The 23,605-nt window shown below is 56.6% G+C and carries 21 protein-coding genes; 12 read left to right on the forward strand and 9 right to left on the reverse strand.

What is annotated here, in order from left to right:
• Nucleotides 1–13: 13 nt before the first annotated feature.
• From ispG to ABU178_RS01610, 8 genes are all read left to right on the forward strand, one after another.
• Nucleotides 14–1,135 (forward strand): flavodoxin-dependent (E)-4-hydroxy-3-methylbut-2-enyl-diphosphate synthase, encoded by a 1,122-nt coding sequence (ispG, locus tag ABU178_RS01575; RefSeq protein ID WP_397211312.1) that lies wholly within the window; start codon nucleotides 14–16, stop codon nucleotides 1,133–1,135.
• Nucleotides 1,136–1,241: 106 nt separating this feature from the next.
• Nucleotides 1,242–2,516 carry a histidine--tRNA ligase gene (gene hisS / locus ABU178_RS01580; protein WP_397211314.1) on the forward strand — a complete coding sequence of 425 codons (1,275 nt, stop codon included), beginning with the start codon at nucleotides 1,242–1,244 and terminating at the stop codon, nucleotides 2,514–2,516.
• 39 nt (nucleotides 2,517–2,555) lie between these two features.
• Complete coding sequence (locus tag ABU178_RS01585; protein ID WP_397211316.1) at nucleotides 2,556–3,173, forward strand: YfgM family protein; 618 nt, start codon at nucleotides 2,556–2,558, stop codon at nucleotides 3,171–3,173.
• 19 nt (nucleotides 3,174–3,192) lie between these two features.
• Nucleotides 3,193–4,374 (forward strand): outer membrane protein assembly factor BamB, encoded by a 1,182-nt coding sequence (bamB, locus tag ABU178_RS01590; protein ID WP_397211318.1) that lies wholly within the window; start codon nucleotides 3,193–3,195, stop codon nucleotides 4,372–4,374.
• Nucleotides 4,375–4,547: 173 nt separating this feature from the next.
• Nucleotides 4,548–6,041 (forward strand): ribosome biogenesis GTPase Der, encoded by a 1,494-nt coding sequence (der, locus tag ABU178_RS01595; RefSeq protein WP_397211320.1) that lies wholly within the window; start codon nucleotides 4,548–4,550, stop codon nucleotides 6,039–6,041.
• A 45-nt stretch (nucleotides 6,042–6,086) separates the two neighbouring features.
• Nucleotides 6,087–7,043: an AEC family transporter gene (locus ABU178_RS01600; protein ID WP_397211322.1), complete on the forward strand. Its 957-nt coding sequence runs from the start codon at nucleotides 6,087–6,089 to the stop codon at nucleotides 7,041–7,043.
• Nucleotides 7,044–7,185: 142 nt separating this feature from the next.
• Nucleotides 7,186–7,428: a hypothetical protein gene (locus ABU178_RS01605; protein WP_397211324.1), complete on the forward strand. Its 243-nt coding sequence runs from the start codon at nucleotides 7,186–7,188 to the stop codon at nucleotides 7,426–7,428.
• A complete protein-coding gene (locus ABU178_RS01610; RefSeq protein WP_397211326.1) occupies nucleotides 7,421–9,853 on the forward strand; it encodes a glucose/quinate/shikimate family membrane-bound PQQ-dependent dehydrogenase in 2,433 nt (810 codons plus the stop codon). The genes ABU178_RS01605 and ABU178_RS01610 overlap by 8 nt, the downstream gene beginning before the upstream one ends.
• A gap of 79 nt (nucleotides 9,854–9,932) precedes the next feature.
• Here ABU178_RS01610 and ABU178_RS01615 read toward each other — a convergent pair whose 3' ends face one another.
• Genes ABU178_RS01615 through xseA form a run of 3 tightly spaced genes read right to left on the reverse strand, consistent with a single transcriptional unit; the run spans nucleotide 9,933 to nucleotide 12,697 of the window.
• Nucleotides 9,933–10,265 carry a protealysin inhibitor emfourin gene (locus ABU178_RS01615; RefSeq protein ID WP_397211328.1) on the reverse strand — a complete coding sequence of 111 codons (333 nt, stop codon included), beginning with the start codon at nucleotides 10,263–10,265 and terminating at the stop codon, nucleotides 9,933–9,935.
• Nucleotides 10,262–11,275, reverse strand: coding sequence for a M4 family metallopeptidase (locus tag ABU178_RS01620; protein WP_397211330.1), 1,014 nt, complete (start codon nucleotides 11,273–11,275; stop codon nucleotides 10,262–10,264). The genes ABU178_RS01615 and ABU178_RS01620 overlap by 4 nt, the downstream gene beginning before the upstream one ends.
• Before the next feature lie 54 nt (nucleotides 11,276–11,329).
• Nucleotides 11,330–12,697 (reverse strand): exodeoxyribonuclease VII large subunit, encoded by a 1,368-nt coding sequence (xseA, locus tag ABU178_RS01625; RefSeq protein WP_397211332.1) that lies wholly within the window; start codon nucleotides 12,695–12,697, stop codon nucleotides 11,330–11,332.
• A 170-nt stretch (nucleotides 12,698–12,867) separates the two neighbouring features.
• On the opposite strand from xseA, the gene guaB reads away from it, so the two are divergent.
• The 4 genes from guaB (at nucleotide 12,868) to ABU178_RS01645 (ending at nucleotide 17,119) form a co-directional block, all read left to right on the forward strand.
• Nucleotides 12,868–14,334, forward strand: coding sequence for an IMP dehydrogenase (gene guaB / locus ABU178_RS01630; RefSeq protein ID WP_397211334.1), 1,467 nt, complete (start codon nucleotides 12,868–12,870; stop codon nucleotides 14,332–14,334).
• Nucleotides 14,335–14,405: 71 nt separating this feature from the next.
• Nucleotides 14,406–15,986, forward strand: coding sequence for a glutamine-hydrolyzing GMP synthase (gene guaA / locus ABU178_RS01635; RefSeq protein ID WP_397211336.1), 1,581 nt, complete (start codon nucleotides 14,406–14,408; stop codon nucleotides 15,984–15,986).
• Nucleotides 15,973–16,227 carry a hypothetical protein gene (locus ABU178_RS01640; RefSeq protein WP_397211338.1) on the forward strand — a complete coding sequence of 85 codons (255 nt, stop codon included), beginning with the start codon at nucleotides 15,973–15,975 and terminating at the stop codon, nucleotides 16,225–16,227. Before guaA ends, ABU178_RS01640 begins: the two co-directional genes overlap by 14 nt.
• Nucleotides 16,228–16,327: 100 nt before the next feature.
• The gene (locus ABU178_RS01645) at nucleotides 16,328–17,119 is read left to right on the forward strand and encodes a DUF3750 domain-containing protein (RefSeq protein ID WP_397211340.1); all 792 of its coding nucleotides are present in this window, start codon (nucleotides 16,328–16,330) and stop codon (nucleotides 17,117–17,119) included.
• Nucleotides 17,120–17,165: 46 nt separating this feature from the next.
• Here ABU178_RS01645 and ABU178_RS01650 read toward each other — a convergent pair whose 3' ends face one another.
• The 6 genes from ABU178_RS01650 to ppk1 form a co-directional block, all read right to left on the reverse strand.
• On the reverse strand, nucleotides 17,166–17,345 hold the full coding sequence (locus ABU178_RS01650; RefSeq protein ID WP_397211342.1) for a DUF2158 domain-containing protein: 180 nt from the start codon (nucleotides 17,343–17,345) through the stop codon (nucleotides 17,166–17,168).
• 71 nt (nucleotides 17,346–17,416) lie between these two features.
• Nucleotides 17,417–18,856 carry a magnesium transporter gene (mgtE, locus tag ABU178_RS01655; protein ID WP_397211344.1) on the reverse strand — a complete coding sequence of 480 codons (1,440 nt, stop codon included), beginning with the start codon at nucleotides 18,854–18,856 and terminating at the stop codon, nucleotides 17,417–17,419.
• 123 nt (nucleotides 18,857–18,979) lie between these two features.
• On the reverse strand, nucleotides 18,980–19,168 hold the full coding sequence (locus ABU178_RS01660) for a YfgG family protein (protein ID WP_397211345.1): 189 nt from the start codon (nucleotides 19,166–19,168) through the stop codon (nucleotides 18,980–18,982).
• Nucleotides 19,169–19,323: 155 nt separating this feature from the next.
• A complete protein-coding gene (tehB, locus tag ABU178_RS01665) occupies nucleotides 19,324–19,923 on the reverse strand; it encodes a tellurite resistance methyltransferase TehB (protein ID WP_397211570.1) in 600 nt (199 codons plus the stop codon).
• A 39-nt stretch (nucleotides 19,924–19,962) separates the two neighbouring features.
• The gene (gene ppx, locus ABU178_RS01670) at nucleotides 19,963–21,489 is read right to left on the reverse strand and encodes an exopolyphosphatase (RefSeq protein ID WP_397211347.1); all 1,527 of its coding nucleotides are present in this window, start codon (nucleotides 21,487–21,489) and stop codon (nucleotides 19,963–19,965) included.
• Between the two features lie 5 nt (nucleotides 21,490–21,494).
• A complete protein-coding gene (gene ppk1 / locus ABU178_RS01675) occupies nucleotides 21,495–23,555 on the reverse strand; it encodes a polyphosphate kinase 1 (RefSeq protein ID WP_397211349.1) in 2,061 nt (686 codons plus the stop codon).
• Between the last annotated feature and the right edge of the window lie 50 nt (nucleotides 23,556–23,605).

The following is a 23,605-nucleotide window of genomic DNA, read 5'->3' on the forward strand; positions in this document are numbered from 1 at the left end:
GTGGAGAGAAAATATGCATAACGAAGCACCCATTATCCGTCGCAAATCAACCCGGATTTACGTCGGCAAGGTGCCAGTCGGCGACGGTGCGCCAATCGCCGTTCAGTCGATGACCAACACCCGCACCACCGACGTGCAGGCGACGGTCAATCAAATCAAAGCGCTGGAGCGCGTCGGCGTTGATATCGTCCGCGTTTCGGTGCCGACCATGGATGCGGCGGAAGCGTTCAAACTGATTAAACAGCAGGTGAACGTCCCGCTGGTTGCTGATATCCATTTTGACTACCGCATCGCACTGAAAGTCGCCGAATATGGCGTCGATTGCTTACGTATCAATCCGGGCAACATCGGCAATAACGAACGTATCCGCCAGGTGGTGGATTGCGCGCGCGACAACAATATTCCGATCCGTATCGGCGTTAACGCCGGTTCGCTGGAAAAAGATCTGCAGGAAAAGTATGGCGAGCCGACGCCGCAGGCGCTGCTGGAATCGGCCATGCGTCATGTGGATCATCTTGATCGCCTCAACTTTGATCAGTTCAAGGTCAGCGTAAAGGCGTCAGACGTGTTTCTGGCGGTGGAGTCCTATCGTCTGCTGGCGAAGCAGATCGATCAGCCGCTGCATCTCGGCATCACCGAGGCGGGCGGCGCGCGTGCCGGCGCGGTGAAATCCGCTATCGGACTGGGTCTTCTGCTCTCTGAAGGCATTGGCGATACGCTGCGTATTTCGCTGGCGGCCGATCCGGTGGAAGAAGTGAAAGTCGGCTTCGATATCCTGAAATCCCTGCGCATTCGCGCGCGCGGCATCAACTTTATCGCCTGTCCAACCTGTTCACGCCAGGAGTTTGACGTGATCGGCACGGTCAATGCGTTAGAGCAGCGTCTGGAAGATATCATCACGCCGATGGATGTCTCTATCATCGGCTGCGTGGTCAATGGTCCGGGCGAAGCCACCATCTCCACGCTCGGCGTGACCGGCGGCAACAAGAAGAGCGGCTTTTACGAAGATGGCGTGCGTCAGCGCGATCGGCTCGACAATGACGACATGATCGACCAGCTGGAGGCGCGTATTCGCGCTAAGGCCATAATGCTGGATGAAAGCCGCCGCATCAACGTGCAGCAGCTGGAAAACTAATGGACGGCGCGTGGCAGCACGCGTCACTTTTGTGATTGAACCTGTGCGGTTTCATCCTCATAAGGTATGATGCCGGACAGGTTTTTTTGTATTAAGAGATTTTAACGTGGCGAAGAACATTCAAGCTATTCGCGGGATGAATGATTACCTGCCTGCGGATACGGCCATCTGGCAACGGATTGAAGGCACTCTCAAACAGGTTCTGGCCAGCTACGGCTACAGCGAAATTCGTTTACCTATCGTCGAGCAGACTCCGCTGTTTAAACGCGCCATTGGTGAAGTCACCGATGTGGTCGAAAAAGAGATGTACACCTTTGACGATCGCAACGGCGAAAGCCTGACGTTGCGTCCGGAAGGCACCGCGGGCTGCGTGCGCGCCGGTATTGAGCACGGTCTGCTTTACAACCAGGAACAGCGCCTGTGGTATATCGGCCCGATGTTCCGCTATGAACGTCCGCAAAAGGGCCGCTATCGTCAGTTCCATCAGATGGGCGTCGAGGTATTTGGCCTGCAGGGACCGGACGTTGATGCCGAGCTGATTATGCTGAGCGCGCGCTGGTGGAAAGCGCTGGGTATCGCCGATCACGTTCGTCTTGAGCTTAACTCCATCGGCTCGCTGGAAGCCCGCGCCAGGTACCGTGATGCGCTGGTGGCTTTCCTTGAGCAGCATAAAGAGAAGCTGGACGAAGATTGCAAACGTCGCATGTACAGCAACCCGCTGCGGGTGCTGGACAGCAAAAATCCCGACGTTCAGCAGCTGCTGAATGACGCGCCGACTCTGGGCGACTATCTGGATGACGATTCGCGCGAGCACTTCGCGGGCCTTTGCGCGCTGCTGGACGATGCCGGTATCGCCTATAGCGTCAACCAGCGTCTGGTACGCGGCCTCGATTACTACAACCGCACCGTATTTGAATGGGTAACCAACAGCCTGGGCGCGCAGGGCACCGTTTGCGCCGGTGGCCGTTACGATGGTCTGGTTGAACAATTAGGCGGTCGCGCCACGCCCGCCGTGGGTTTTGCCATGGGAATGGAGCGTCTGGTGCTGCTGGTTCAGGCGGTTAACCCGGAATTTGAACCCACGCGCATTGTTGATGTCTATGTTATCGCTTCCGGCCAGGGCGTTCAGTCGGCCGCGATGCAACTGGCGGAAAAACTGCGTGATGCCGCGCCGGAGCTGAAGTTAATGACCAACTTCGGCGGCGGTAACTTCAAGAAGCAGTTTGCCCGCGCGGATAAGTGGGGCGCACGCGTCGCCCTGATGCTGGGTGAAAATGAAGTGAACGCTGGCCAGGTAGTGGTGAAAGATCTGCGCACTGGCGATCAGCAAACGCTGGCGCAGGCGGACGCCGCTGCTGCGTTGCGCACGCTTCTGAACTGAGCGTCGCGCAGCTACGACCATTGAAAGGAGAAGGATTGCGTGGAAGTTTACAGCAATGAAAACGAACAGGTTGATGTGCTGCGCCGTTTCTTTGCCAATAATGGCAAGGCGCTGGCGGTAGGCCTGGTCATTGGTATCGCCGCACTGGGCGGCTGGCGCTACTGGGCCAGCCATCAGGCGAACTCGGCAAAAGAGGTTTCAGCGCGTTACCAGCAGCTCACCGGCGCGATGCAGGCTGACAAGCCGCAGACGCTGGAAGCAGTGGCGCAGTTTACCAGCGAAAACAGCAATACTTATGGTGCGCTGGCCGCGCTCGATTTAGCGAAACAGTATGTTGACGGAAATCAGCTGGATAAAGCGGCCGTGCAGCTGCAAAGCGGCCTGAAAGATACTAAAGATGCCAATCTGCAGGCGGTACTTAACCTGCGTCTGGCTCGCATTCAACTGCAACAGAATCAGGCGGATGCCGCGCTTAAAACCCTTGACGCTGTCAAGGGTGAAGGCTGGACGGCCATTGTGGCGGATATCCGTGGCGAAGCGCTGCTGAGCAAAGGCGACAAGCAGGGCGCACGCGATGCGTGGAGCAAAGGCGTCGCTTCAGACGCCTCTCCGGCGCTGAAACAGATGATGCAGATGAAGATGAATAACTTAAGCTAAGCCAGTCAAGAGAGAGCGCATGGAATTACGTAAATACCTGCTGCCGGGGCTGATTTCAGTCACTTTGCTCAGTGGTTGTTCGCTGTTTAGCGGCGAAGAAGATGTGGTAAAAATGGCCCCGTTGCCTCAGGTGGAAAATCAGTTTACTCCTAAGGAAGCGTGGAGCACCTCAGTAGGCGATGGCGTCGGCGATTTCTATTCGAATCTGCATCCCGCCTGGCAGGAAGGCACCGTGTTTGCCGCCGATCGTTTTGGCGTCGTAAAGGCGCTGGATGCGGCGGACGGCAAAGAAAAATGGAAAGTTGATCTCTCTGAGAAGACCGGCTTTTTCTCGAAAAACCGTTCTGCAATGCTTTCCGGCGGCGTGACTGCCGGCGGCGATCGTATCTATATCGGCAGCGAACGCGGTCAGGTCTATGCCCTGAACAGCAGCGATGGCAGCATCGCCTGGCAAACCAGCGTGGCGGGCGAAGCGCTTTCCCGTCCGGTTGTCAGCGACGGCCTGGTGCTGGTGCATACCAGCAACGGCATGTTGCAGGGGCTGGATCAGAACAGCGGCGTGGTGAAGTGGAGCGTTAACCTGGATATGCCTGCGCTGTCATTGCGCGGCGAATCCGCACCGGCCACTGCATTCGGCGGCGCCATTGTCGGCGGTGATAATGGTCGCGTCAGCGCCGTGATTATCAATCAGGGCCAGCTGATTTGGCAGCAGCGTATCTCTCAGCCGAGCGGCGCGACGGAAATCGACCGTCTGAGCGACGTGGATACCACTCCGGTGATCGTTAACGGCGTAGTGTATGCGCTGGCCTACAACGGCAACCTGACGGCGCTGGATCTGCGTTCCGGTCAGATTTTGTGGAAGCGTGAAATTGGCGGCGTGAAAGATCTGATTGTCGATGCGGGTCGTATCTATCTTGTCGATCAGGATGACCGCGTTATCGCCCTCAATGTGGACGGCGGCGTGGCGATCTGGCGTCAGAGCGATCTGCTGCACCGCAACCTGACGTCGCCGGTGCTCTACAACGGTTATCTGGTCGTCGGCGACAGCGAAGGTTACCTGCACTGGATCAATACTGACGACGGCCGTTTCGTGGCTCAGCAGAAAGTTGACAGCTCAGGCTTCCAGACGGAACCGGTGGTGGCTGGCGACAAGCTGCTGATCCAGACAAAAGATGGTGAGGTCTATGCGATTACCCGCTAAGGGGTAAGCGTTTTTTAGCGAATATCCACACCGTTTCAACGGCTCCTGATGTTCAGGGGCCGTTTCGTTTTTATTCAGGCATGATATTCTTTGCGCCTTCAGCCTGAACTCTGCGGCCTGAGCCGTTATAATCACGCCATTCGGGCGATTAATTATTAATTGAGGCAAGTGTTATGGTACCTGTGGTCGCGCTGGTTGGGCGTCCCAATGTGGGGAAATCCACGCTGTTCAACCGTTTAACGCGCACACGTGATGCGCTGGTGGCGGATTTTCCCGGACTGACTCGCGATCGCAAATATGGTCGCGCCGAAGTGGAAGGGCGCGAATTTATTGTTATCGATACCGGCGGCATTGACGGTGGCGAAGAGGGCGTGGAAACACGCATGGCGGAGCAGTCGCTGCTGGCGATTGAAGAAGCCGATGTGGTGCTGTTTATGGTGGATGCGCGTGCCGGCCTGATGCCTGCGGATCAGCAGATCGCTCATCATCTTCGCTCCCGTCAGAAACCCACCTTCCTGGTTGCCAACAAAACCGACGGCCTTGATGCTGACTCCGCCGTTGTGGAGTTTTACGCGCTGGGCCTGGGTGACATCTACTCTATCGCCGCTTCCCATGGCCGCGGCGTAACCAGCCTGCTGGAAACCGTGCTGCTGCCGTGGATGGACGAGCGCGATCCGCAGCCGCTGAGCGAAGAGGATGAAAACGAAGCCTACTGGGCGGCGCTGGCAGCGGAAGAGAACGGCGAGACGCTGGAAGAGGAAGAGGAAGAGGAAGAGTTCGATCCTACCGGCCTGCCGATCAAGCTGGCGATTGTTGGACGTCCCAACGTAGGTAAGTCAACGCTGACTAACCGTATCCTCGGCGAAGATCGTGTGGTGGTGTATGACATGCCGGGCACCACGCGCGACAGCATCTACATTCCGATGGAGCGTGACGAGCGCGAATATATTCTGATCGATACGGCGGGCGTGCGTAAGCGCGGCAAAATCACCGATACGGTAGAAAAATTCTCCGTCATCAAAACCCTGCAGGCGATTGAAGACGCTAACGTGGTGATGCTGGTGATCGATGCGCGTGAAGGCATCTCCGATCAGGATCTGTCGCTGCTCGGCTTTATCCTCAACAGCGGACGCTCCCTGGTGATTGTGGTGAACAAGTGGGATGGCCTGTCGCAGGAGGTGAAGGATGAGGTGAAAGAGACCCTCGACTTCCGCCTCGGCTTTATCGACTTTGCCCGCGTACACTTTATCTCCGCGCTGCATGGCAGCGGCGTCGGCAACCTGTTTGAATCGGTCACCGAAGCGTACGACTGCTCCACCAAACGTGTTAACACCTCAATGCTGACCCGTATTATGCATATGGCGGAAGAAGATCATCAGCCGCCGCTGGTGCGCGGACGCCGCGTGAAGCTGAAATATGCGCACGCCGGTGGTTATAACCCGCCGATTGTGGTGATCCACGGCAACCAGGTGAAAGATCTGCCGGACTCCTACAAGCGCTATCTGATGAACTATTTCCGCCGCTCGCTGAACGTGATGGGTACGCCGATTCGTATCCAGTTCAAAGAGGGGGAGAATCCGTTTGCCGGAAAACGCAACATGCTGACGCCAACCCAGCAGCGCAAGCGTAAGCGCCTGCTGTCACATCTGAAGAAAAATAAACGTTAATCAGTGAGGGCCAGTTTGGCCCTCTTTTTTTGCACAAGGGAAGTTATGGATTGGGAAACCTGGCGCTTCGCCTTTGGCGTAACTGTGCCAAATCTGCTGTTGTTAATGTTGGGCGTTGTTCTGCGCCGCTTCCGTTTACTCGAGGATTCCTTTTGCGACGGTGCCACGCGGCTGGTGTTTAATCTGGCTTTACCCTGCCTGCTTTTTTTCAGCGTTGCCACTGACCACACCTCGCTAATGAGTAATCTGCCGCTGGCGCTTTATGGTGCCGTGGGCACGCTGTTAACGTTTTTATTGCTGGAGCTGGCGGCGCCGCTGCTGGTAAAAAATCCACGCGAGCGCGGAATCTTTGTGCAGGGCGGCTTTCGCGCCAATAGCGCGATTGTGGGTATCGCCTATGCGTCCATGGCTTACGGTAACGAAGGCGTCGCGGTAGGATCGCTATTTATGGCGGCAACGGTAATTCTGTTTAATGTGCTGTCAGTGATTACTCTGACGCGCAGCCTGAGCGGTGGCCGTCAGACGGCGCCGGGTTTGCGCGCCATCCTGCGTGGTATCGTGACCAACCCGCTGATTATCGCGCTGGTAGTGGGTCTCGCCTGGAATTTTTCCGGCTGGTCCATTCCGCAACCGGTGATCAAAACGGGCGGCTTTCTCTCCGGCATGGCCCTGCCGCTGGCGATGCTCTGCGCCGGGGCCAGTCTCGACTGGCGCATGATGTTTCGGACCAGCAACACGGCAATCTATGCTGCCGTAGCAAGGGTGCTGGTGGTGCCGGTGCTGCTGACCTTGGGCGGTGCACTCTGCGGTTTTCGTGGTGTGGCGCTGGGCGTGATGTTTTTGTTCTCCGCCACGCCGACGGCGGCAGCCAGCTACGTAATGACGCGCGCAATGGGAGGCAATGCCACGCTGGCGGCGAACATCATCGCCATGACCACCGTTGGCTCCTTCTTCACCACGGCGATTGGCCTGTTTGTATTGCGCTCGGCAGGCATTATTTAGGCGATCTTTGTGCCATCTTGCTGCGCGAAATGTCAGTTGTCGCCCGGACGAAGGAAACTTTTGTTAATACTTATTGATTTATAAGCGCTTATTTCAACAATTGTAGCGTAAATGCTATTACTCAGTAATAAATGCGTTATAAATGTTCACACCCGGATGTACCAAATGGTACAATCGCGCCGCTTTGCGGGCAGAAGGTGCGAATTTTCCTGGTTTCTTCTCCCGCATTGAGTCCATCACGGACATTGTCCGTACCAATGTGTTCTGGAATAAAGCTGTAGCAGAAGTGTTCCCGGCTCAGGCGTGGCGGCATTTCTATGACCGGACTTTGACAGAGGTTCCGGTCATGGGCGCTTTATTCGTTCAGGAGAGTTTTTATGGCTGAAACAAAAGCCCGCGCCTCAAAAGGGTTAGGCATAGGGTCTGTACTGCTGGGACTGGTGCTGCTCGCCATCGGTCTGTTTTTCGTCATTGGCGGCGGTAAGTTAGCCTCCCTCGGCGGCAGCTGGTACTTCTTGATTGCCGGTATTGTTACCGTGCTTTCCGCGATTCAGTTCTTCCGCCGCAAATCTTCAGCGGTTGTCCTGTTCATTCTGATGTTCGTCGGCACCCTGATTTGGGCGCTGGCGGAAACCGGTCTGGATTTCTGGGGGCTGGTATCGCGCCTGATGGTTCCGGCAGGAATGATGCTGCTGGCCTTCATCATCTGGCCTGCGTTGCGCAAGCGCGAAGGCAAAGCGCCGTTGGCGAAAATCTCTTACGTGCTCTCTGCGGTTATCGCCGTGGGTATGCTGGCAACCATTGTACAGATGTTTCAGCCGCATCCTGTCGTCGCCTTTGACGGCAAAGAGTTGCCGCTGGTGCCGGTAGACAAAGCGAAAGAGCAGAAAAACTGGGACAACTACGGTAACACGCCGGGTGGCAGCCGCTTCGTGGCGTTGGATCAGATTACGCGTGATAACGTGAGGGATCTAAAAGTTGCCTGGACTTTCCATACCGGCGATACCCCGGAAAGCCCGACCGGCAATGGCGCTGAAGATCAGCAAACGCCGCTGCAGGTGGGTAATACCCTCTATCTCTGTACGCCGCATAACAACGTGATTGCAGTGGAAGCGGATACCGGCAAGCAGCTGTGGAAGCATGAAGTGAATGCCCAGGCTGAAGTCTGGAACCGTTGCCGTGGTCTCGCCTACTTTGATGCCACCAAGCCGCTGACGCAGCCAACCCAGCCGGGTTCAACGCCGGTGCCGGCGCCGGCTCTGGCGGCCAATGATGCCTGCCAGCGTCGTCTGTTGATGAACACCATTGATGCGCGTCTGATCGCGATTAACGCCGACAATGGCGAGCTGTGCCAGAACTTTGGCGACAACGGCGTGGTGAATCTGAAAGCGGGCCTCGGTGACGCGCAGGATCCGAAATATCAGCTGACCTCAGCGCCGACTCTTGCGGGAACTACCGTGGTGGTGGGTGGCCGTGTGGCCGATAACGTTCAGACCGATATGCCGGGCGGCGTGCTGCGTGGCTTCGATGTGATTACCGGTGCCATGCGCTGGGCGTTTGACCCAGGCAATCCTGATCCGAACGCGAAACTTCAGCCGGGCCAGAGCTTTGCGCGCAGTACACCGAACTCATGGGCGCCGATGTCCTACGATCCGGCGATGAACACCGTGTTCCTGCCGATGGGCAGCTCCTCGGTTGACCTGTGGGGCGCAAACCGCACGCCGCTGGATCATAAATATGGCGCTTCTATTCTCGCTCTCGACGCCACTACCGGCAAAGAGAAGTGGGTATATCAGACCGTTCATAACGATCTGTGGGATTTCGACCTGCCGATGCAGCCGAGCCTGGTTGATTTCCCAATGAAGGATGGCACGACCAAACCTGCCGTCGTTATTGGTGGTAAGACCGGCATGATCTTTGTGCTGGATCGCGCAACCGGTAAGCCGCTGACCAAGGTTGAAGAGCTGCCGATGCCACAGGGCCAGATCCCGAACGAGCAGTACACTAAAACGCAGCCGCACTCTACCGAGATGCCGCAGATTGGCAATCAGACATTGAAAGAGTCGGATATGTGGGGTGCCACGCCGTTTGATCAACTGGTATGCCGCATCGCCTTTAAATCTATGCGTTACGACGGCCTGTTCACCGTACCCGGCACCGACAAGTCGCTCAGTTTTCCGGGCTCGCTCGGTGGCATGAACTGGGGCGGCATCTCGTTCGATCCGACCCACCAGTATATGTTTGTTAACGATATGCGTCTCGGCCTGTGGGTGCAGATGATTCCGGCCAATACCGACGCTATTTCACGCGGCAGCAATGGCGGTGAAGCGATCAACACCGGTATGGGCGCGGTTCCGCTGAAAGGCACGCCGTACGCAGTGAACAAAAACCGCTTTATGTCGCCGCTGGGGATTCCGTGTCAGGAGCCGCCGTTCGGCACGCTCTCTGCCATCGACATGAAAGCGCGCAAAATCGTCTGGCAGGTGCCGTTAGGCACGGTGCAGGATACCGGTCCGTTTGGTATCAAGATGCACGTACAGATGCCGATCGGGATGCCTTCGCTGGGCGGCACCATGGCAACCCAGGGCGGGCTGGTGTTTATCGCCGGTACACAGGATTACTATCTGCGCGCCTTTGACTCTTCAACCGGTAAAGAAGTGTGGAAAGCGCGCCTGCCGGTGGGCAGCCAGGGCGGACCGATGAGCTATGTCTCACCGAAAAACGGCAAGCAGTACATCCTGATCTCGGCAGGCGGCGCGCGTCAGTCGCCGGATCGCGGTGATTATGTGATTGCTTACGCCTTGCCTTAAGCCAGGAAAAGGCCGATGAAAATCGGCCTTTGTTTAAAAGGGCCGAAACGTTCGGCCCTTTTTTATTGTCTGCTTTCTGCTACTCTCCGTCCCGCCAGAGCGTCTCCAGCTCCGGCGGCGCTACCTGTTCCGGAATCAGAATCACAATCGAGCCTGCTTCCTGGTGCGTGGCGTAGGTTATCTGAATACGAAAATAGCGCTGGTCGCCGCGTCCGGCGCTGCTGCCTTTTCCCTGCGGCTCACCGAGCGGCATCGCCTGTTCCAGCACGGCGCACACCCGCTGTTTTTGCGGCTGCGGCAGCTGGGCGAGGGTAAAACGGCGCTCCGGATTCAGCTTCGGAATCCAGGCGAAACCGCCTTCACGCGCCACTTCCACGATAGCATCGTCGGTCAGTTCAGGGATGGGGGTCATAACACGCCTACCTCTTTCCAGGCCTGCTCAATCGCCTGGCCAACGGATTGATTAAATCGCTGCTGGCCGTGACGAATGGTGAACTGAGCAAAGGTTTTGAAATCGGCATCCTGCGGCAACTCTTTGTCGCAGACGGTATCGTACCAGGCGTGACCGGCCAGCTCCCAGGCGTAACCGCCCAGCGCTTTCGCCGCAAGATAAAAGGCATGGTTAGGAATGCCGGAATTCAGATGCACGCCGCCATTATCTTCGCGGGTTTCAATGTAGTTATCCATATGCGCCGGCTGCGGATCTTTTCCCAGCATCGGATCGTCATAGGCGGTGCCCGGCGCCGCCATCGAACGCAGCCCAACGCCATGGATGCCTTCCGCCAGCAAGCCTTCGCCAATAATCCAGTCCGCCTTGTCGGCGCTCTGCTTCAGATTGTACTGTTTCACCAGCGAGCCGAAGACGTCTGAGATCGATTCATTCAGCGCGCCTGCCTGTTCAAAATAGATCAGCCCGACTTCGGTCTCCGTCACGCCATGAGACAATTCATGAGCAACCACGTCGATAGCGATGGTAAAACGATTAAAAATCTCGCCGTCCCCGTCGCCAAATACCATCTGCTGACCGTTCCAGAAGGCGTTCTGATACTCCTTGCCGTAATGTACCGTTCCCAGCAGCGCCAGACCCTGATTGTCCACTGAGTTGCGCTGATAGATCTGCCAGAAAAAATCGTAAGTCACGCCAAGGTAATTCCAGGCTTCTTCCGCCGCCACATCGCTATTGCCGGACTGACCCTCTTTACGAATCAACGTGCCCGGCAGGTTTTGTGTGTTTTGCGTATCATAAATTTCTCGTTCAACGTGACCCGCAGCCGCGGTATGCGGCGCAACAGGTTTCTGCCAGTTTTCCGCCATCAGATGCTGAACGTGTGTCAAAGTGCGTCGCGCATAATCCTGCTGATGACCCGAGCCATTCGTGATGATGTTGCGCAGCATATAGGGGGGGACAATGCTGTAAGGCATACCAGACTCCTTGGCACGATAAATGTGCCAAAAAGTATAGTTAACCTCTATGGGTTATGCTTTGCGACGGCGCGCTTTTTGCGGCGTGATTTGGGTGACCTGGCTCTCGACCCAGCCGTCGTCCAGCCGTGTGCGCAGCAGATCGCCGGTATGCAGCTGAGCAGTTTTCTTCACTACCTGACCATCGCTGGCGGTGGTAACGCTGAAGCCGCGCGCCAGCGTGGCCAGCGGACTTACGCCTTCCAGCTGCGCCGCCAGCGTGGCGAAACGCTGCTTATCCTGGTTGAGCTGTTTGTCCATCGCCTGCTGCAAACGGTAGCGCTGCTGCTGCAACTGCTGCTGAGATTGCCAGATGCGCCCCTGAGGCTGCTGCGCCGCCAGACGCTGCGTCAGGCGTTCTTGCTGACGCGCGGCGCGGCGCAGACGCTCTTCCATCGCCTCATCCAGCCTGCGCTGCAGGCGGAACAGCGCGGTCTGCTGACGCGCCAGGCGCAGCTGTGGATGCTGCTGTTGCAAACGATGATTCAGTCGGGTAAAGCTGCGCTGCTGGCGGGCAAGGTAATAATCCATCGCCATCTCCAGCCGCTGCTGTTGCGACTGTAGCTGGCGCAGCAGCTCAACCTGGTTGCGGCTTACCAGCTCCGCCGCTGCAGAAGGCGTCGGCGCGCGTAGATCCGCCACGAAATCGGCGATGGTGACGTCAGTCTCGTGGCCCACGGCGCTGACGATCGGGATGCGGCTGGCGAAAATCGCCCGCGCCACACGCTCATCGTTGAAGCTTGAGAGATCCTCCAGCGAGCCGCCGCCGCGTCCGACAATCAGCACATCGCACTCTTTACGCAGATTCGCCAGCTCAATGGCGCGCACGATCGCCGCTGGCGCGTCGGCTCCCTGTACGGCGGTGGGGTAGATCACCACCGGCAGCGAAGGATCGCGGCGATGCAGCACGCGCAGCACATCATGCAGCGCCGCGCCGGTGGCGGAGGTGATCACGCCGACCTGCTGCGCCGGATCGGGCAGCGGCTGCTTGTGCTGCTGCTCAAACAGACCTTCCGTCGCCAGCCGCGCCTTCAGCAGTTCGAACTGCTGTTGCAGCAAACCTTCACCCGCCGGATGCATACTCTCAACAATCAGCTGATAGTCGCCGCGCGGCTCATACAGGGTAATGGTGGCGCGCACCAGCACCTGCTGTCCATGCTGCGGACGAAAGCTGACGCGTCGGTTGCTGTTGCGGAACATGGCGCAGCGCACCTGCGCGCCGTCATCCTTCAGCGTGAAGTACCAGTGGCCCGACGCGGGCTGAGTAAAGTTAGAGATCTCCGCGCTCAGCCAGACCGATCCCATCTCTTTTTCCAGCAGCTGGCGCACCGTGGTGTTAAGACGGCTGACGGTAAAAATATTGGCGATTGGCGGTAGCGACATGTGATGAGGATCAAATAATAAATCAGAGGGTTAATTAACCGATACTACATGGCTGGCACAGGGGATCAAGACTTTTCCTGAAAAAAAGCTGGAGGCAATCGATTACGCCCTGTATAATGCCGCGGCAATATTTTATCTGTTCTCATTCACCTCCAGGTTGAGATATTGCCATGCTAAGAATCGCTAAAGAAGCCCTGACATTCGACGACGTTCTGCTCGTTCCCGCTCACTCCACCGTTCTGCCTAACACGGCCGATCTCAGCACCCAACTGACGAAAAACATCCGTCTGAACATTCCCATGCTCTCCGCTGCAATGGATACCGTGACCGAAGCGGGTCTGGCTATTGCGCTGGCGCAGGAAGGCGGCCTTGGCTTTATTCACAAAAATATGTCGATTGAGCGCCAGGCGGATGAAGTTCGCAAGGTGAAAAAACATGAGAGCGGCGTGGTCACCGAGCCGCAGACCGTTCTGCCGACTACCGCGCTGAGTGAAGTCAAAGCGCTGACCGAACGCAACGGTTTCGCCGGTTACCCGGTGGTGAATGCGGATAACGCGCTGGTAGGCATTATCACCGGTCGTGACGTGCGTTTCGTCACCGATCTAAGCCTGCCGGTTTCTGCCGTGATGACGCCGAAAGAACGTCTGGTCACGGTGAAAGAGGGCGAAGCCCGCGAAATCGTGCTGCAAAAAATGCATGAAAAACGCGTGGAAAAAGCGCTGGTGGTGGACGACAGCTTCCATCTGCTTGGCATGATCACCGTAAAAGATTTCCAGAAAGCAGAACGTAAGCCTAACGCCTGTAAAGATGCGCAAGGCCGTCTGCGTGTAGGCGCGGCGGTAGGCGCAGGCGCCGGTAATGAAGAGCGCGTCGATGCGCTGGTCGCTGCCGGTGTCGACGTGCTGCTGATCGACTCCTCGCACGGTCATTCCGAAGGCGTGCTGCAACGTATTCGCGCAACTCGCGATAAATATCCTGACCTCGAAATTATCGGCGGCAACGTGGCAACCGGCGCAGGCGCGCTGGCGCTGATGGAGGCGGGCGTGAGCGCAGTGAAAGTGGGTATCGGTCCTGGCTCCATCTGTACCACCCGTATCGTTACCGGCGTGGGCGTGCCGCAGATCACCGCCGTTTCTGACGCGGTTACCGCGCTGGAAGGCACCGGCATTCCGGTTATCGCTGACGGCGGCATCCGCTTCTCAGGCGACATCGCCAAAGCGATCGCTGCGGGCGCATCCTGCGTGATGGTCGGCTCAATGCTGGCCGGTACGGAAGAGTCGCCGGGCGAGATCGAACTCTATCAGGGCCGCTCATTTAAATCCTATCGCGGCATGGGCTCGCTGGGCGCGATGTCCAAAGGCTCCTCCGATCGCTACTTCCAGACCGATAACGCCGCCGACAAACTGGTGCCGGAAGGTATCGAAGGCCGCGTCGCCTATAAAGGCCGCCTGAAAGAGATCGTGCATCAGCAAATGGGCGGCCTGCGCTCCTGTATGGGCCTGACCGGCTGCGCCACTATCGATGAGCTGCGCACCAAAGCGGAATTTGTGCGTATCAGCGGCGCCGGCATCTCTGAAAGTCACGTTCACGATGTGACCATCACCAAAGAGTCGCCGAACTACCGCATGGGATCGTAATCCCGTAAGATTTACCGCCCGGCAGCCGCCGGGCGATTTCATTATCAGTCTACCGCCCTGGAAGTGCCTTAATGACGACGGAAAACATTCATAAACACCGCATTCTGATTCTCGATTTTGGTTCTCAGTATACGCAGCTGGTTGCGCGCCGCGTGCGCGAGCTGGGCGTTTACTGCGAGCTATGGGCGTGGGATGTCACCGAAGAGCAGATTCGCCAGTTCAATCCGAACGGTATTATTCTCTCCGGCGGCCCGGAAAGCACCACCGAGCAGAACAGTCCACGCGCGCCGGAATATGTGTTTAACGCGGGCGTGCCGGTGTTGGGCGTCTGCTACGGCATGCAGACCATGGCGATTCAGCTGGGCGGCAAAGTGGAAGGCTCCAGCGAGCGCGAGTTTGGCTATGCGCAGGTGGAAGTCGCCAACGAAAGCGCGCTGATCCGCGGTATCGAAGATGCTATCAGCGACTCCGGCAAGACGCTGCTGGATGTCTGGATGAGCCACGGCGATAAAGTCACCGCCATTCCTGCGGGCTTCGTCACTGTCGCCAGCACCGAAACCTGTCCCTTCGCCATCATGGCAAACGAAGAGAAGCGTTTTTACGGCGTGCAGTTCCACCCGGAAGTGACGCACACCCGTCAGGGCCTGCGCATGCTGGAGCGCTTTATTCGCGATATCTGCGAATGTGAAGCGCTGTGGACGCCAGCAAAAATCATTGAGGATGCGGTAAAACGCCTGCGCGAGCAGGTCGGCAATGACAAAGTGATCCTCGGCCTCTCCGGCGGCGTGGACTCATCCGTTACCGCCATGCTGCTGCACCGCGCCATTGGCGATCGCCTGACCTGCGTATTCGTCGATAACGGCCTGCTGCGCCTGAACGAAGCGGAGCAGGTGATGGATATGTTTGGCGATCACTTCGGCCTGAATATCGTCCACGTCGCGGCCGAGATGCGCTTCCTGAACGCGCTGGCGGGCATTGACGATCCAGAAGCCAAGCGTAAAACCATTGGCCGCGTCTTTATCGAAGTGTTCGATGAAGAAGCCAGCAAGCTGACCGACGTGAAATGGCTGGCGCAGGGCACCATTTATCCGGACGTGATTGAGTCTGCCGCCTCGGCGACCGGCAAAGCGCACGTGATCAAATCGCACCATAACGTGGGCGGTCTGCCGAAAGAGATGAAGCTGGGGCTGGTTGAACCGCTGAAAGAGCTGTTCAAAGATGAAGTGCGCAAGATTGGTCTGGAGCTGGGCCTGCCGTACGACATGCTTTATCGTCATCCGTTCCCCGGTCCGGGGCTGGGCGTGCGCGTGCTGGGCGAAGTGAAGAAAGAGTATTGCGACCTGCTGCGCCGCGCTGACGCGATCTTCATTGAAGAGCTGCGTAAAGCGGATCTTTACAACAAGGTCAGCCAGGCATTCACCGTGTTCCTGCCGGTGCGTTCGGTAGGCGTGATGGGCGACGGTCGTAAATATGACTGGGTGGTTTCGCTGCGTGCGGTAGAAACCATCGACTTTATGACCGCGCACTGGGCGCATCTGCCCTATGACTTCCTTGGCCGCGTTTCAAACCGCATTATCAACGAAGTGAACGGCATTTCGCGCGTGGTTTATGACATCAGCGGCAAGCCGCCGGCGACGATTGAGTGGGAATGATCCCTTAGCCTCGCTAATCCCCAACGCCTCTGCATCAGGCCATCAGCTTTTGCTGGTGGCTTTTTTATGGGTAATTTCTCGTCAACGGCAGGAACGCCTCTTTTTTAAAAGTACGCTTGCGCCGGATGTCGTCTGGGTTGATGATGGAACGCTCAGCTTCAGCCCGCAGAGCGGCGAAAGCCGGTTGTTGGCTTGTGCAAAAAAGCATAACGACCTTCTTGCCCAGGCGCACAAAGGCTGAAAATCGTCGCTAAACCATCATCCAACATGCTTTATCGCCAGTTAAATCGCGAGATTGACTGGCGATTTTCTGTGTTACCAACGGGGGAACCCGCAAAAAGATGATCTCTCTGAAAGTAATCTGTATCGCTTTTCTCTGTATCCTGCTGCTCTCGCTGGGGCAAAGCCTGGCGCAGGCCACCCGCAGCGGCGAGCTGAGCGGCCAGGGCTGGTGGTCGGCGCGCCGCGATTCGGCAGGCATCGCGCCCGATCCGGTACGCTTAAGCAATCTCGCCATTGTTCAGGTCTATGTGGCACCTACCTACGGCTGGAAAGGGGTGGTCGCGGTGCATCCGTGGATCATCTTCAAGCGGGCAGGAGAAACTCAGTACAATCGCTATGAAGTGGTGAGCTGGGGCAGCAAAGAGGTGATTCGTCGTAACTATACGCTGCCTGATGGCTACTGGTACGGCGCGAAGCCACGGCTGTTGATCGAGCATCGCGGCGCAGTGGCGCAGGCGATGATCCCAAAAATCGAGGCGGCGATTAAGAGCTATCCCTGGCCGCAGACCTATCATGCCTGGCCTGGCCCGAACAGTAATACTTTCCTGGCGCATATCGGGCGCGAAGTGCCGTCGCTGAAGCTGGATCTGCCCGCCAATGCCATTGGCAAAGATTACCGCTCGTTATGGCATCCGATTGGTCTGTCGCCCTCAGGCAGCGGCATTCAGGCGTCGATTCTGGGCGTGCTGGGCGTGACGCTGGCGAAAGAAGAGGGAATTGAAATTAATGTGCTCGGGCTGAATCTCGGCGTGGATTTTTCCCCGCTGCGTTTGCGTTTGCCTTTTATCGGCGGGCTTGGCGGCGACAACTTGCAAAAGAACAATAATCCGGACGGACAGAGCGGAGAGTAACGGCTGACCGAAAAGCGCCCCGTCGCGGCGGGGCAGCTGAAACATCTCAGCAGACGCCGAAATCGCCATCTTCGTGATAGAGATTGACGCTGTCGGCTGAGACTTCTATCTCTTTCTTTGCCACATCATCCACGCGCGCGCACCAAAGCGTATCGCCTGCCACTCGCAGCACCAGCATTTTAGGCCCACCGGTTTTCAACTGTACAAAATCATCAGGTTTAAACATGCTTTTCTCCTGGTTTTCAGGCCATTATTGGCCAGAGTTCGCTCGCAAAGCGCTGAGCGGCATTGCTGAGACTACCCTGAATGGTGCCGCAAAAAAATCGTTGCCAGGCCGAGGAAGATAAAAAAGCCGCCGGTATCGGTAATCGCGGTAATCAGCACGCTCGATCCCACAGCGGGATCGCGCCTGAGTTTAGTCATCACCAGCGGGATAAGCACGCCCATCAACGCCGCCAGCAGCAGATTCATTACCATCGCCAGCATCATCACGCCGCCCAGCGCCAGGTTGTGATACATCAGCCAGGTCACCAGGCCCATAATGCCGCCCCAGAACAGACCGTTCAGCAAAGCGACGCCCAGCTCGCGAAAAATAAGAAAGGAGAAGTTACCTGGCTCGACCTGATGCAGCGCCAGCGCGCGCACGATCATGGTGATGGTCTGGTTGCCGGTATTGCCGCCGATACCGGCTACGATAGGCATCAGGGTGGCGAGCGCCACCAACTGCGAAATCGTCTCTTCAAACAGTCCGATAACCCGGGAAGCGATAAAAGCGGTACAGAGATTTACCGCCAGCCACGTCCAGCGTTTACGCACCGCTTTACGCACCGGCGCGAACACATCCTCTTCCTGACTGATGCCGCCCATTTTACGGATGTTGCTCTCGTTCTCTTCGTTAACCAGATCGATCACATCCTCAATGGTGACGCGGCCAATCAGCTTGCCCTGCGCGTCGATCACCGCCGCAGAGATCAGGTTATAGCGTTCAAACGCGCCAGCGGCATCTTCCGCCTTGTCGTTGAGCTGAAAGGTAGTGGGGCGCGTGTTCATGATCTGTTCCACGCGCGTTTCCGGCTGATTCATCAGGATATCGGTCAGCATCAGCTCGCCCAGCAGCTGATTGTTTTTATCGGTAATAAACAGCTTATCAGTGCCTTCCGTTATCGCTTTCTTCTGACGCAGAAAGCGCTGCACCGTAGCCAGTGTGACGTCAGCGCGCACGGTGAGGATATTAAAATCCATGATGCGCCCGACGCGATCGCGGTCGAACTGCACCACGCTCAGCACGCGAGCGCGCTGGCTGGGATCGAGCGAGGAGAGCAGCCGTCCGGTCAGATCGCGCGGCAGATAGCGCGCCAGCCAGACCTGCTCGTCGATATCGAGCGGTTCAATGGCGCGCAGGATATCCCGGTCGCTCATCTCTTCCGTCAGGCTCGCCCAGACCGTTCCTGAAGCCTCGACCAGCACACGGCCGCGTCGTGCGCCAGGAATCAGCCGCCACAGCGCCTGGCGCTCCTCTTCAGGTAGCGCCTCCAGAATATCGGCCAGGTCGGCGGCGTGCAGCTGGCTGATATCTGCTTCCAGCGCGGCACGATAACCGCTGTTTTTCTGCCGTTGATCCGCCGTGCGCTCTACGGGTTTTTCCAGCAGCTCATCCACCAGCTGCGGCTCGCTGAGCAGCAGCGTCAGGATACGATGGCGAGTTTCACTTAAGCGTTGAGCGTGAGACGCAGACATAACGGTTCCTTGTGTCTGTTAGCAACACGAGGAAGTGTAGCGGTTCGGCTGAAAAGCGGTGCGAAAAAGAGGTCGTCTTCAGGCAGGCAACTTATTGATCAGCATAGCGCAGCTGCTCAGCCGTTAACGCATGTCGGCTGTGGTGGTGATGGTTATGGGTGCAGAGGCGGTTTTCTTTTGCTGTTGGTGCTCAATGGCGCCGGGGATGGTAAAAATCAGTCGGCCTAAAAGAATGATGAAGCTGATCAGTAAAACGATACGGGTCATGGTACCGGTTTTTTGACGTCTTCGGACGGGCATGGCGCTGTTCACGCGATTTTTTTCCTGAAATAACCCAAATGGGCGATAGCAACATTTAGACACAGACGGCGGATGAAATCAATCGCCGGATGAAAAAATGAGCAACTTTTGTTTGCGCGTTTTTTCGCCGGATGGCAGAGGCCGTTTATCAAAACGGCCTTATGATGTTAGTAGCTGGCTTTTTGCGCCAGCAGCGTGGCGAACCGGCAGTTGATGCGATTGCCATTCTCATCTTTTCTATGCAGCTGTCCCACATGCTCGTTGTACTTAACGATATGCCAGTTGCGATAGTAATGGCTCAGCTCGCCCGACTTAAAGGTAAAAGAGAAATTGATCGGCGCAGGGAAATCGTCGGTGCTCATGGCCGCGACGATCAGGTTATAGCCATATTTCGCCGTGCAGGCCTGCATATCTGCGATCAGCTGCGGAATAGTTTCCGGCTGCAAAAACATCATCACCACCGTCGACAGCACAAACTCGTAAGCGCCGTTGAAGCGCGTCTGGTTGAGATCGCGCAGTTCAGTGCGAATATGCTGCAAGCCTTCCTGTTCGATAATCTGATTCAGACGCGCCAGGCTATCGGGATTATGATCCCAGGCGGTAACGTCAAAACCGCGCTGATTAAGGAACAGGCTGTTGCGTCCGCTGCCGCAGCCGAGATCCAGCGCCTTGCCCGGCGTCAGCAGCGGCAGGGCGGCCAGCACTTCGGAGTGCGTTGGCGTCAGCCCATATTTTTCACTGAAGTTAGTTTCGGTATTGGTTTGCATCATAACCTGTTTAACAGGGCGGCACGCGCCGCCCCGTCTTTACTCCTCTTCTTCCAGCATTAGCTTCCAGCCGGTCACGTCGCTCCAGTAACCCTGTTCACGCTCAAGGTCGAGCTGCACAAGATTGTTCTGGCTTAAATAGCCCGCCGGAAAGGTAAGCGTCCAGTGCCCGTCATCGGTGGCCAGGCGCAGCGACTCCGGACGTGAGGTGGCCTGGCGTTGATTATTCAGCAGCGTGCCGAGCCGCAGCAGGAAAACCAGCGGCAGAAACTGCTTTTTCTTAAACAGCGTAAAGCGCGGCATCTCTTCCAGCTTGATCGCTTTGCGGTGAAAGCGCACCAGGGTAGCGAGCAGCGTCTGCTGATCCTGGTTAAAGCCCGGCATATTGGAATTTTGCAGGATATAGGAGGAGTGACGTTGCAGGCCGCTGTGGTTGATGGTCAGCCCAACTTCATGCAGCAGCGCCGCCCATTTCAGCAGCGCGGCCAGCTGCGGATGAGCCTGCTTTGCGTTTTGATCGCGCCACTGATTATAAAGCTCCTCAGTGGTTTCCAGCACGCGCCGCGCCTGGTCGCTGTCGATGGCGTAGTGGTTTGCCAGGCTTTGTGCCGTGCGGCTGCGAATATCCTGATGGCGAAAACGGCCCTCCATCTCATAGAGCACGCCTTCACGCAGCGCGCCGTCAGAGAGACGCAATTCGCGAATCGCCAGCGCGTCAAACACGCCGCACAGAATCGCCAGGCCCGGCACAAACACCGCCTTGCGCTCTTCTGACAGGCCAGGCAGGCTCAGCGCGGAGAACGATTTGTGTTTAATCATCTCATCGTAGAGCTTATCCAGCCGCTCCGGCGTAATCAGCTTCTCTTTCTCGCCCATCGCCAGCAGCACTTCGCAGGCGGCTTTGATGGTGCCAGAAGCGCCTAACGCATATTGCCAGCCGTGCAGCCGGTATTGCCAGGCCAGAGTTTCCAGCTTTTGCGCCGCCGCAAGACGGGCGCGCCGAAAGTTTTCCCGGTTGATCTCGCCGCCCGGAAAATAGAGGTTAGCGAAGCTGACGCAGCCCATGCGGCGACTTTCCACCAGCTGCGGTTCGAAATCTTCGCCAATCACCAGCTCGGTTGAGCCGCCGCCAATATCGATCACCAGCTTGCGGCCTTTTTCCGGCTGGGTATGTTCCACGCCCATAAAGATCAGACGCGCTTCTTCATGGCCGGAGATAACTTCGATAGGGTAGGGGATGACATCCGCCGCGCGCTGCAAAAACTCTTCAGCGTTCACGGCCTGACGCAGCGTGTGGGTGCCGACAATGGTGACGTTAGTCGGGCTGAAGCCCTGCAGACGCTCGGCAAACAGCGTCAGGCAACTGAGACCTCGCTGAATCGCCTCTTCGCTCAGGCGATTACCGGCGTCCAGACCGTCAGCCAGATGCACCCGCTGCTTGAGTCGCCCCAGCACCTGCATTGCGCCATCGACCACCCTGGCAATCACCATGTGAAAACTATTTGAACCGAGGTCAATAGCAGCAAATTCCTGCGGTTTGGGCGTACTCTTATGAGAAATTGGCATAGGAATTATTCAGGTTGTTCCAGTTGCTTGATGTAATCGTAAATGGCCAGCTGCGAACGCACCTTACGGCGGTTCCCGCGCTGCACATAGCGATTGCTCAGTTCTTTATCCACGACACGAGCCTTTACCGTATCACTGAACAGAATGGCGATGATATCCAGTATGCGCTGTTTCAGACGTGGGTCGAGTATCGCCACGGCGACTTCAATACGGTAATCAATATTACGCGTCATCCAGTCAGCCGAGGAAAGGTACACTTTTTTATCGCCGCCACTTTCGAAAATATAGACGCGATCGTGCTCCAGATAGCGGTCAACAATGCTGATGACACGGATATTTTCGCTGATCCCCGGCAGATCGGGAATCAGCGAACACATGCCGCGCACCAGCAGATTGACCTTCACGCCAACGCTGGAAGCAGTATAAAGCCGATCCACCAGGCCTTCATCCACCAGGTTGTTAATTTTCAGCGTAATGCCAGCCGGTAAACCCTGCTGCGCATTGGCGATCTCTTCATCAATCAATTGATAAAGCATGCGGCGCGAGTTTTGCGGCGACACCATCAGATGATCGAAACTAACCGGACGATACGGGTTTTCAATAAAGCTGAATACGCGGCGTACCTCATTGGTAATGCGCGCGTCGGCGGTCAGCAGCGAATAGTCGGTATAGATACGCGCGGTCTTTTCGTTGAAGTTGCCGGTGCCGATATGGGCGTAGCGCACCACGTTTTCCCCTTCGCGACGGGAAATAAGAAACAGCTTGGCGTGAATTTTCAGCCCCGGCGCGGAGAAGATCACATGCACGCCCGCTTCGGTCAGACGTTTCGCCCAGCGAATATTCGCCTCTTCATCAAAGCGCGCCTGCAGCTCCACCACCACCGTGACTTTTTTGCCGTTGTAAGCGGCGTGGATCATGGCGTCAATGATGCGCGAGTTCTTCGCCACGCGATAAATATTAATTTTAATCGCCAGCACATTGGGATCAAACGAGGCCTGACGCAGCAGCTCCAGCACATGTTCAAAGGTGTGATAGGGATAATAAAGCAGCACGTCCCGATCGCGGATAGCGTCGAAACCATTACGGAAACCATCAAAGCCAATATGGCGGATTTGCGGCAACGGCTTGTTAACCAGGTTTGCCTTGCCGACGTTCGGGAAACTGATGAAATCTTTGAAGTTATGATAACGTCCGCCAGGCACCACCGAGTCGTAATTGGAAATGGAGAGCTTATGCAGCAGCAGTTCCACCATCGCATCGGGCATGTCGCGCTGATAGACGAAACGCACCGGCAGCGCAGTAAGTCGCTGCTTCAGGCTGGAGGACATCAGTTCCAGCAGGCTCGACTCCATCTCGGTAACCAGATCGTAATCGGCATCGCGCGTCATCTTCATCGAGTAGGCGTTAAGCGCGTCGTAATCGAAGAAGCCTTTGAAAATTTCATCCAGACAATAGCGCAGAATGTTGTCCAGCAAAATCATCGGCTTGCGGCGTCGCGGCGATTCGGCCGGCAGGTTGACGAAGCGCGGCACTTTATCAGACGGAATTTCCAGCAGGGCGTAGCGCGTAGCGCTGCCGCGGATAATCTCTACCGCCAGATAGGTATAATCGTCTTTTAAAAACTCAGTCAGGTCGGTGTCGTGATTAATCAGAATTGGGGTGACGTGCTGGCGTAACTGATGTTTAAAGTAGTGACGCAGCCAGCTTTGCTGATTAGGCGACAGCTGGCGCTCGTTAATCAGGAAGATCTGATTGCGCGCCATTTCTAACAGCAGATCGTTATACAGGCCGTCGAATTCCTGTTCAGATTTTAATACCCGCTGTTGAATCTGTTTCAGTAACTGACGCTGCGCACTGGACAGGCCTTGCTCTTCGCTAATCAAAATGCGACGTTTCAGATCGGCGAAGCGGACTTTATAAAACTCATCGAGATTATTCGAATAAATGCCCAAAAACCGCATACGCTCAATCAGCGGGTTACTTTTATCCGCCGCTTCCTGAAGAACGCGTTCGTTAAAGGATAACCAGCTTAACTCTTTTTCAATGTACAGCTTTTCCTGGCCCATTCTGACTCCGTATTGCTGTTGCAGGACTGGAGATCCAGTGTCCAATACCA

Source organism: Pantoea osteomyelitidis (assembly GCF_044342975.1).
Taxonomy (GTDB): Bacteria; Pseudomonadota; Gammaproteobacteria; order Enterobacterales; family Enterobacteriaceae; genus Pantoea; species Pantoea osteomyelitidis.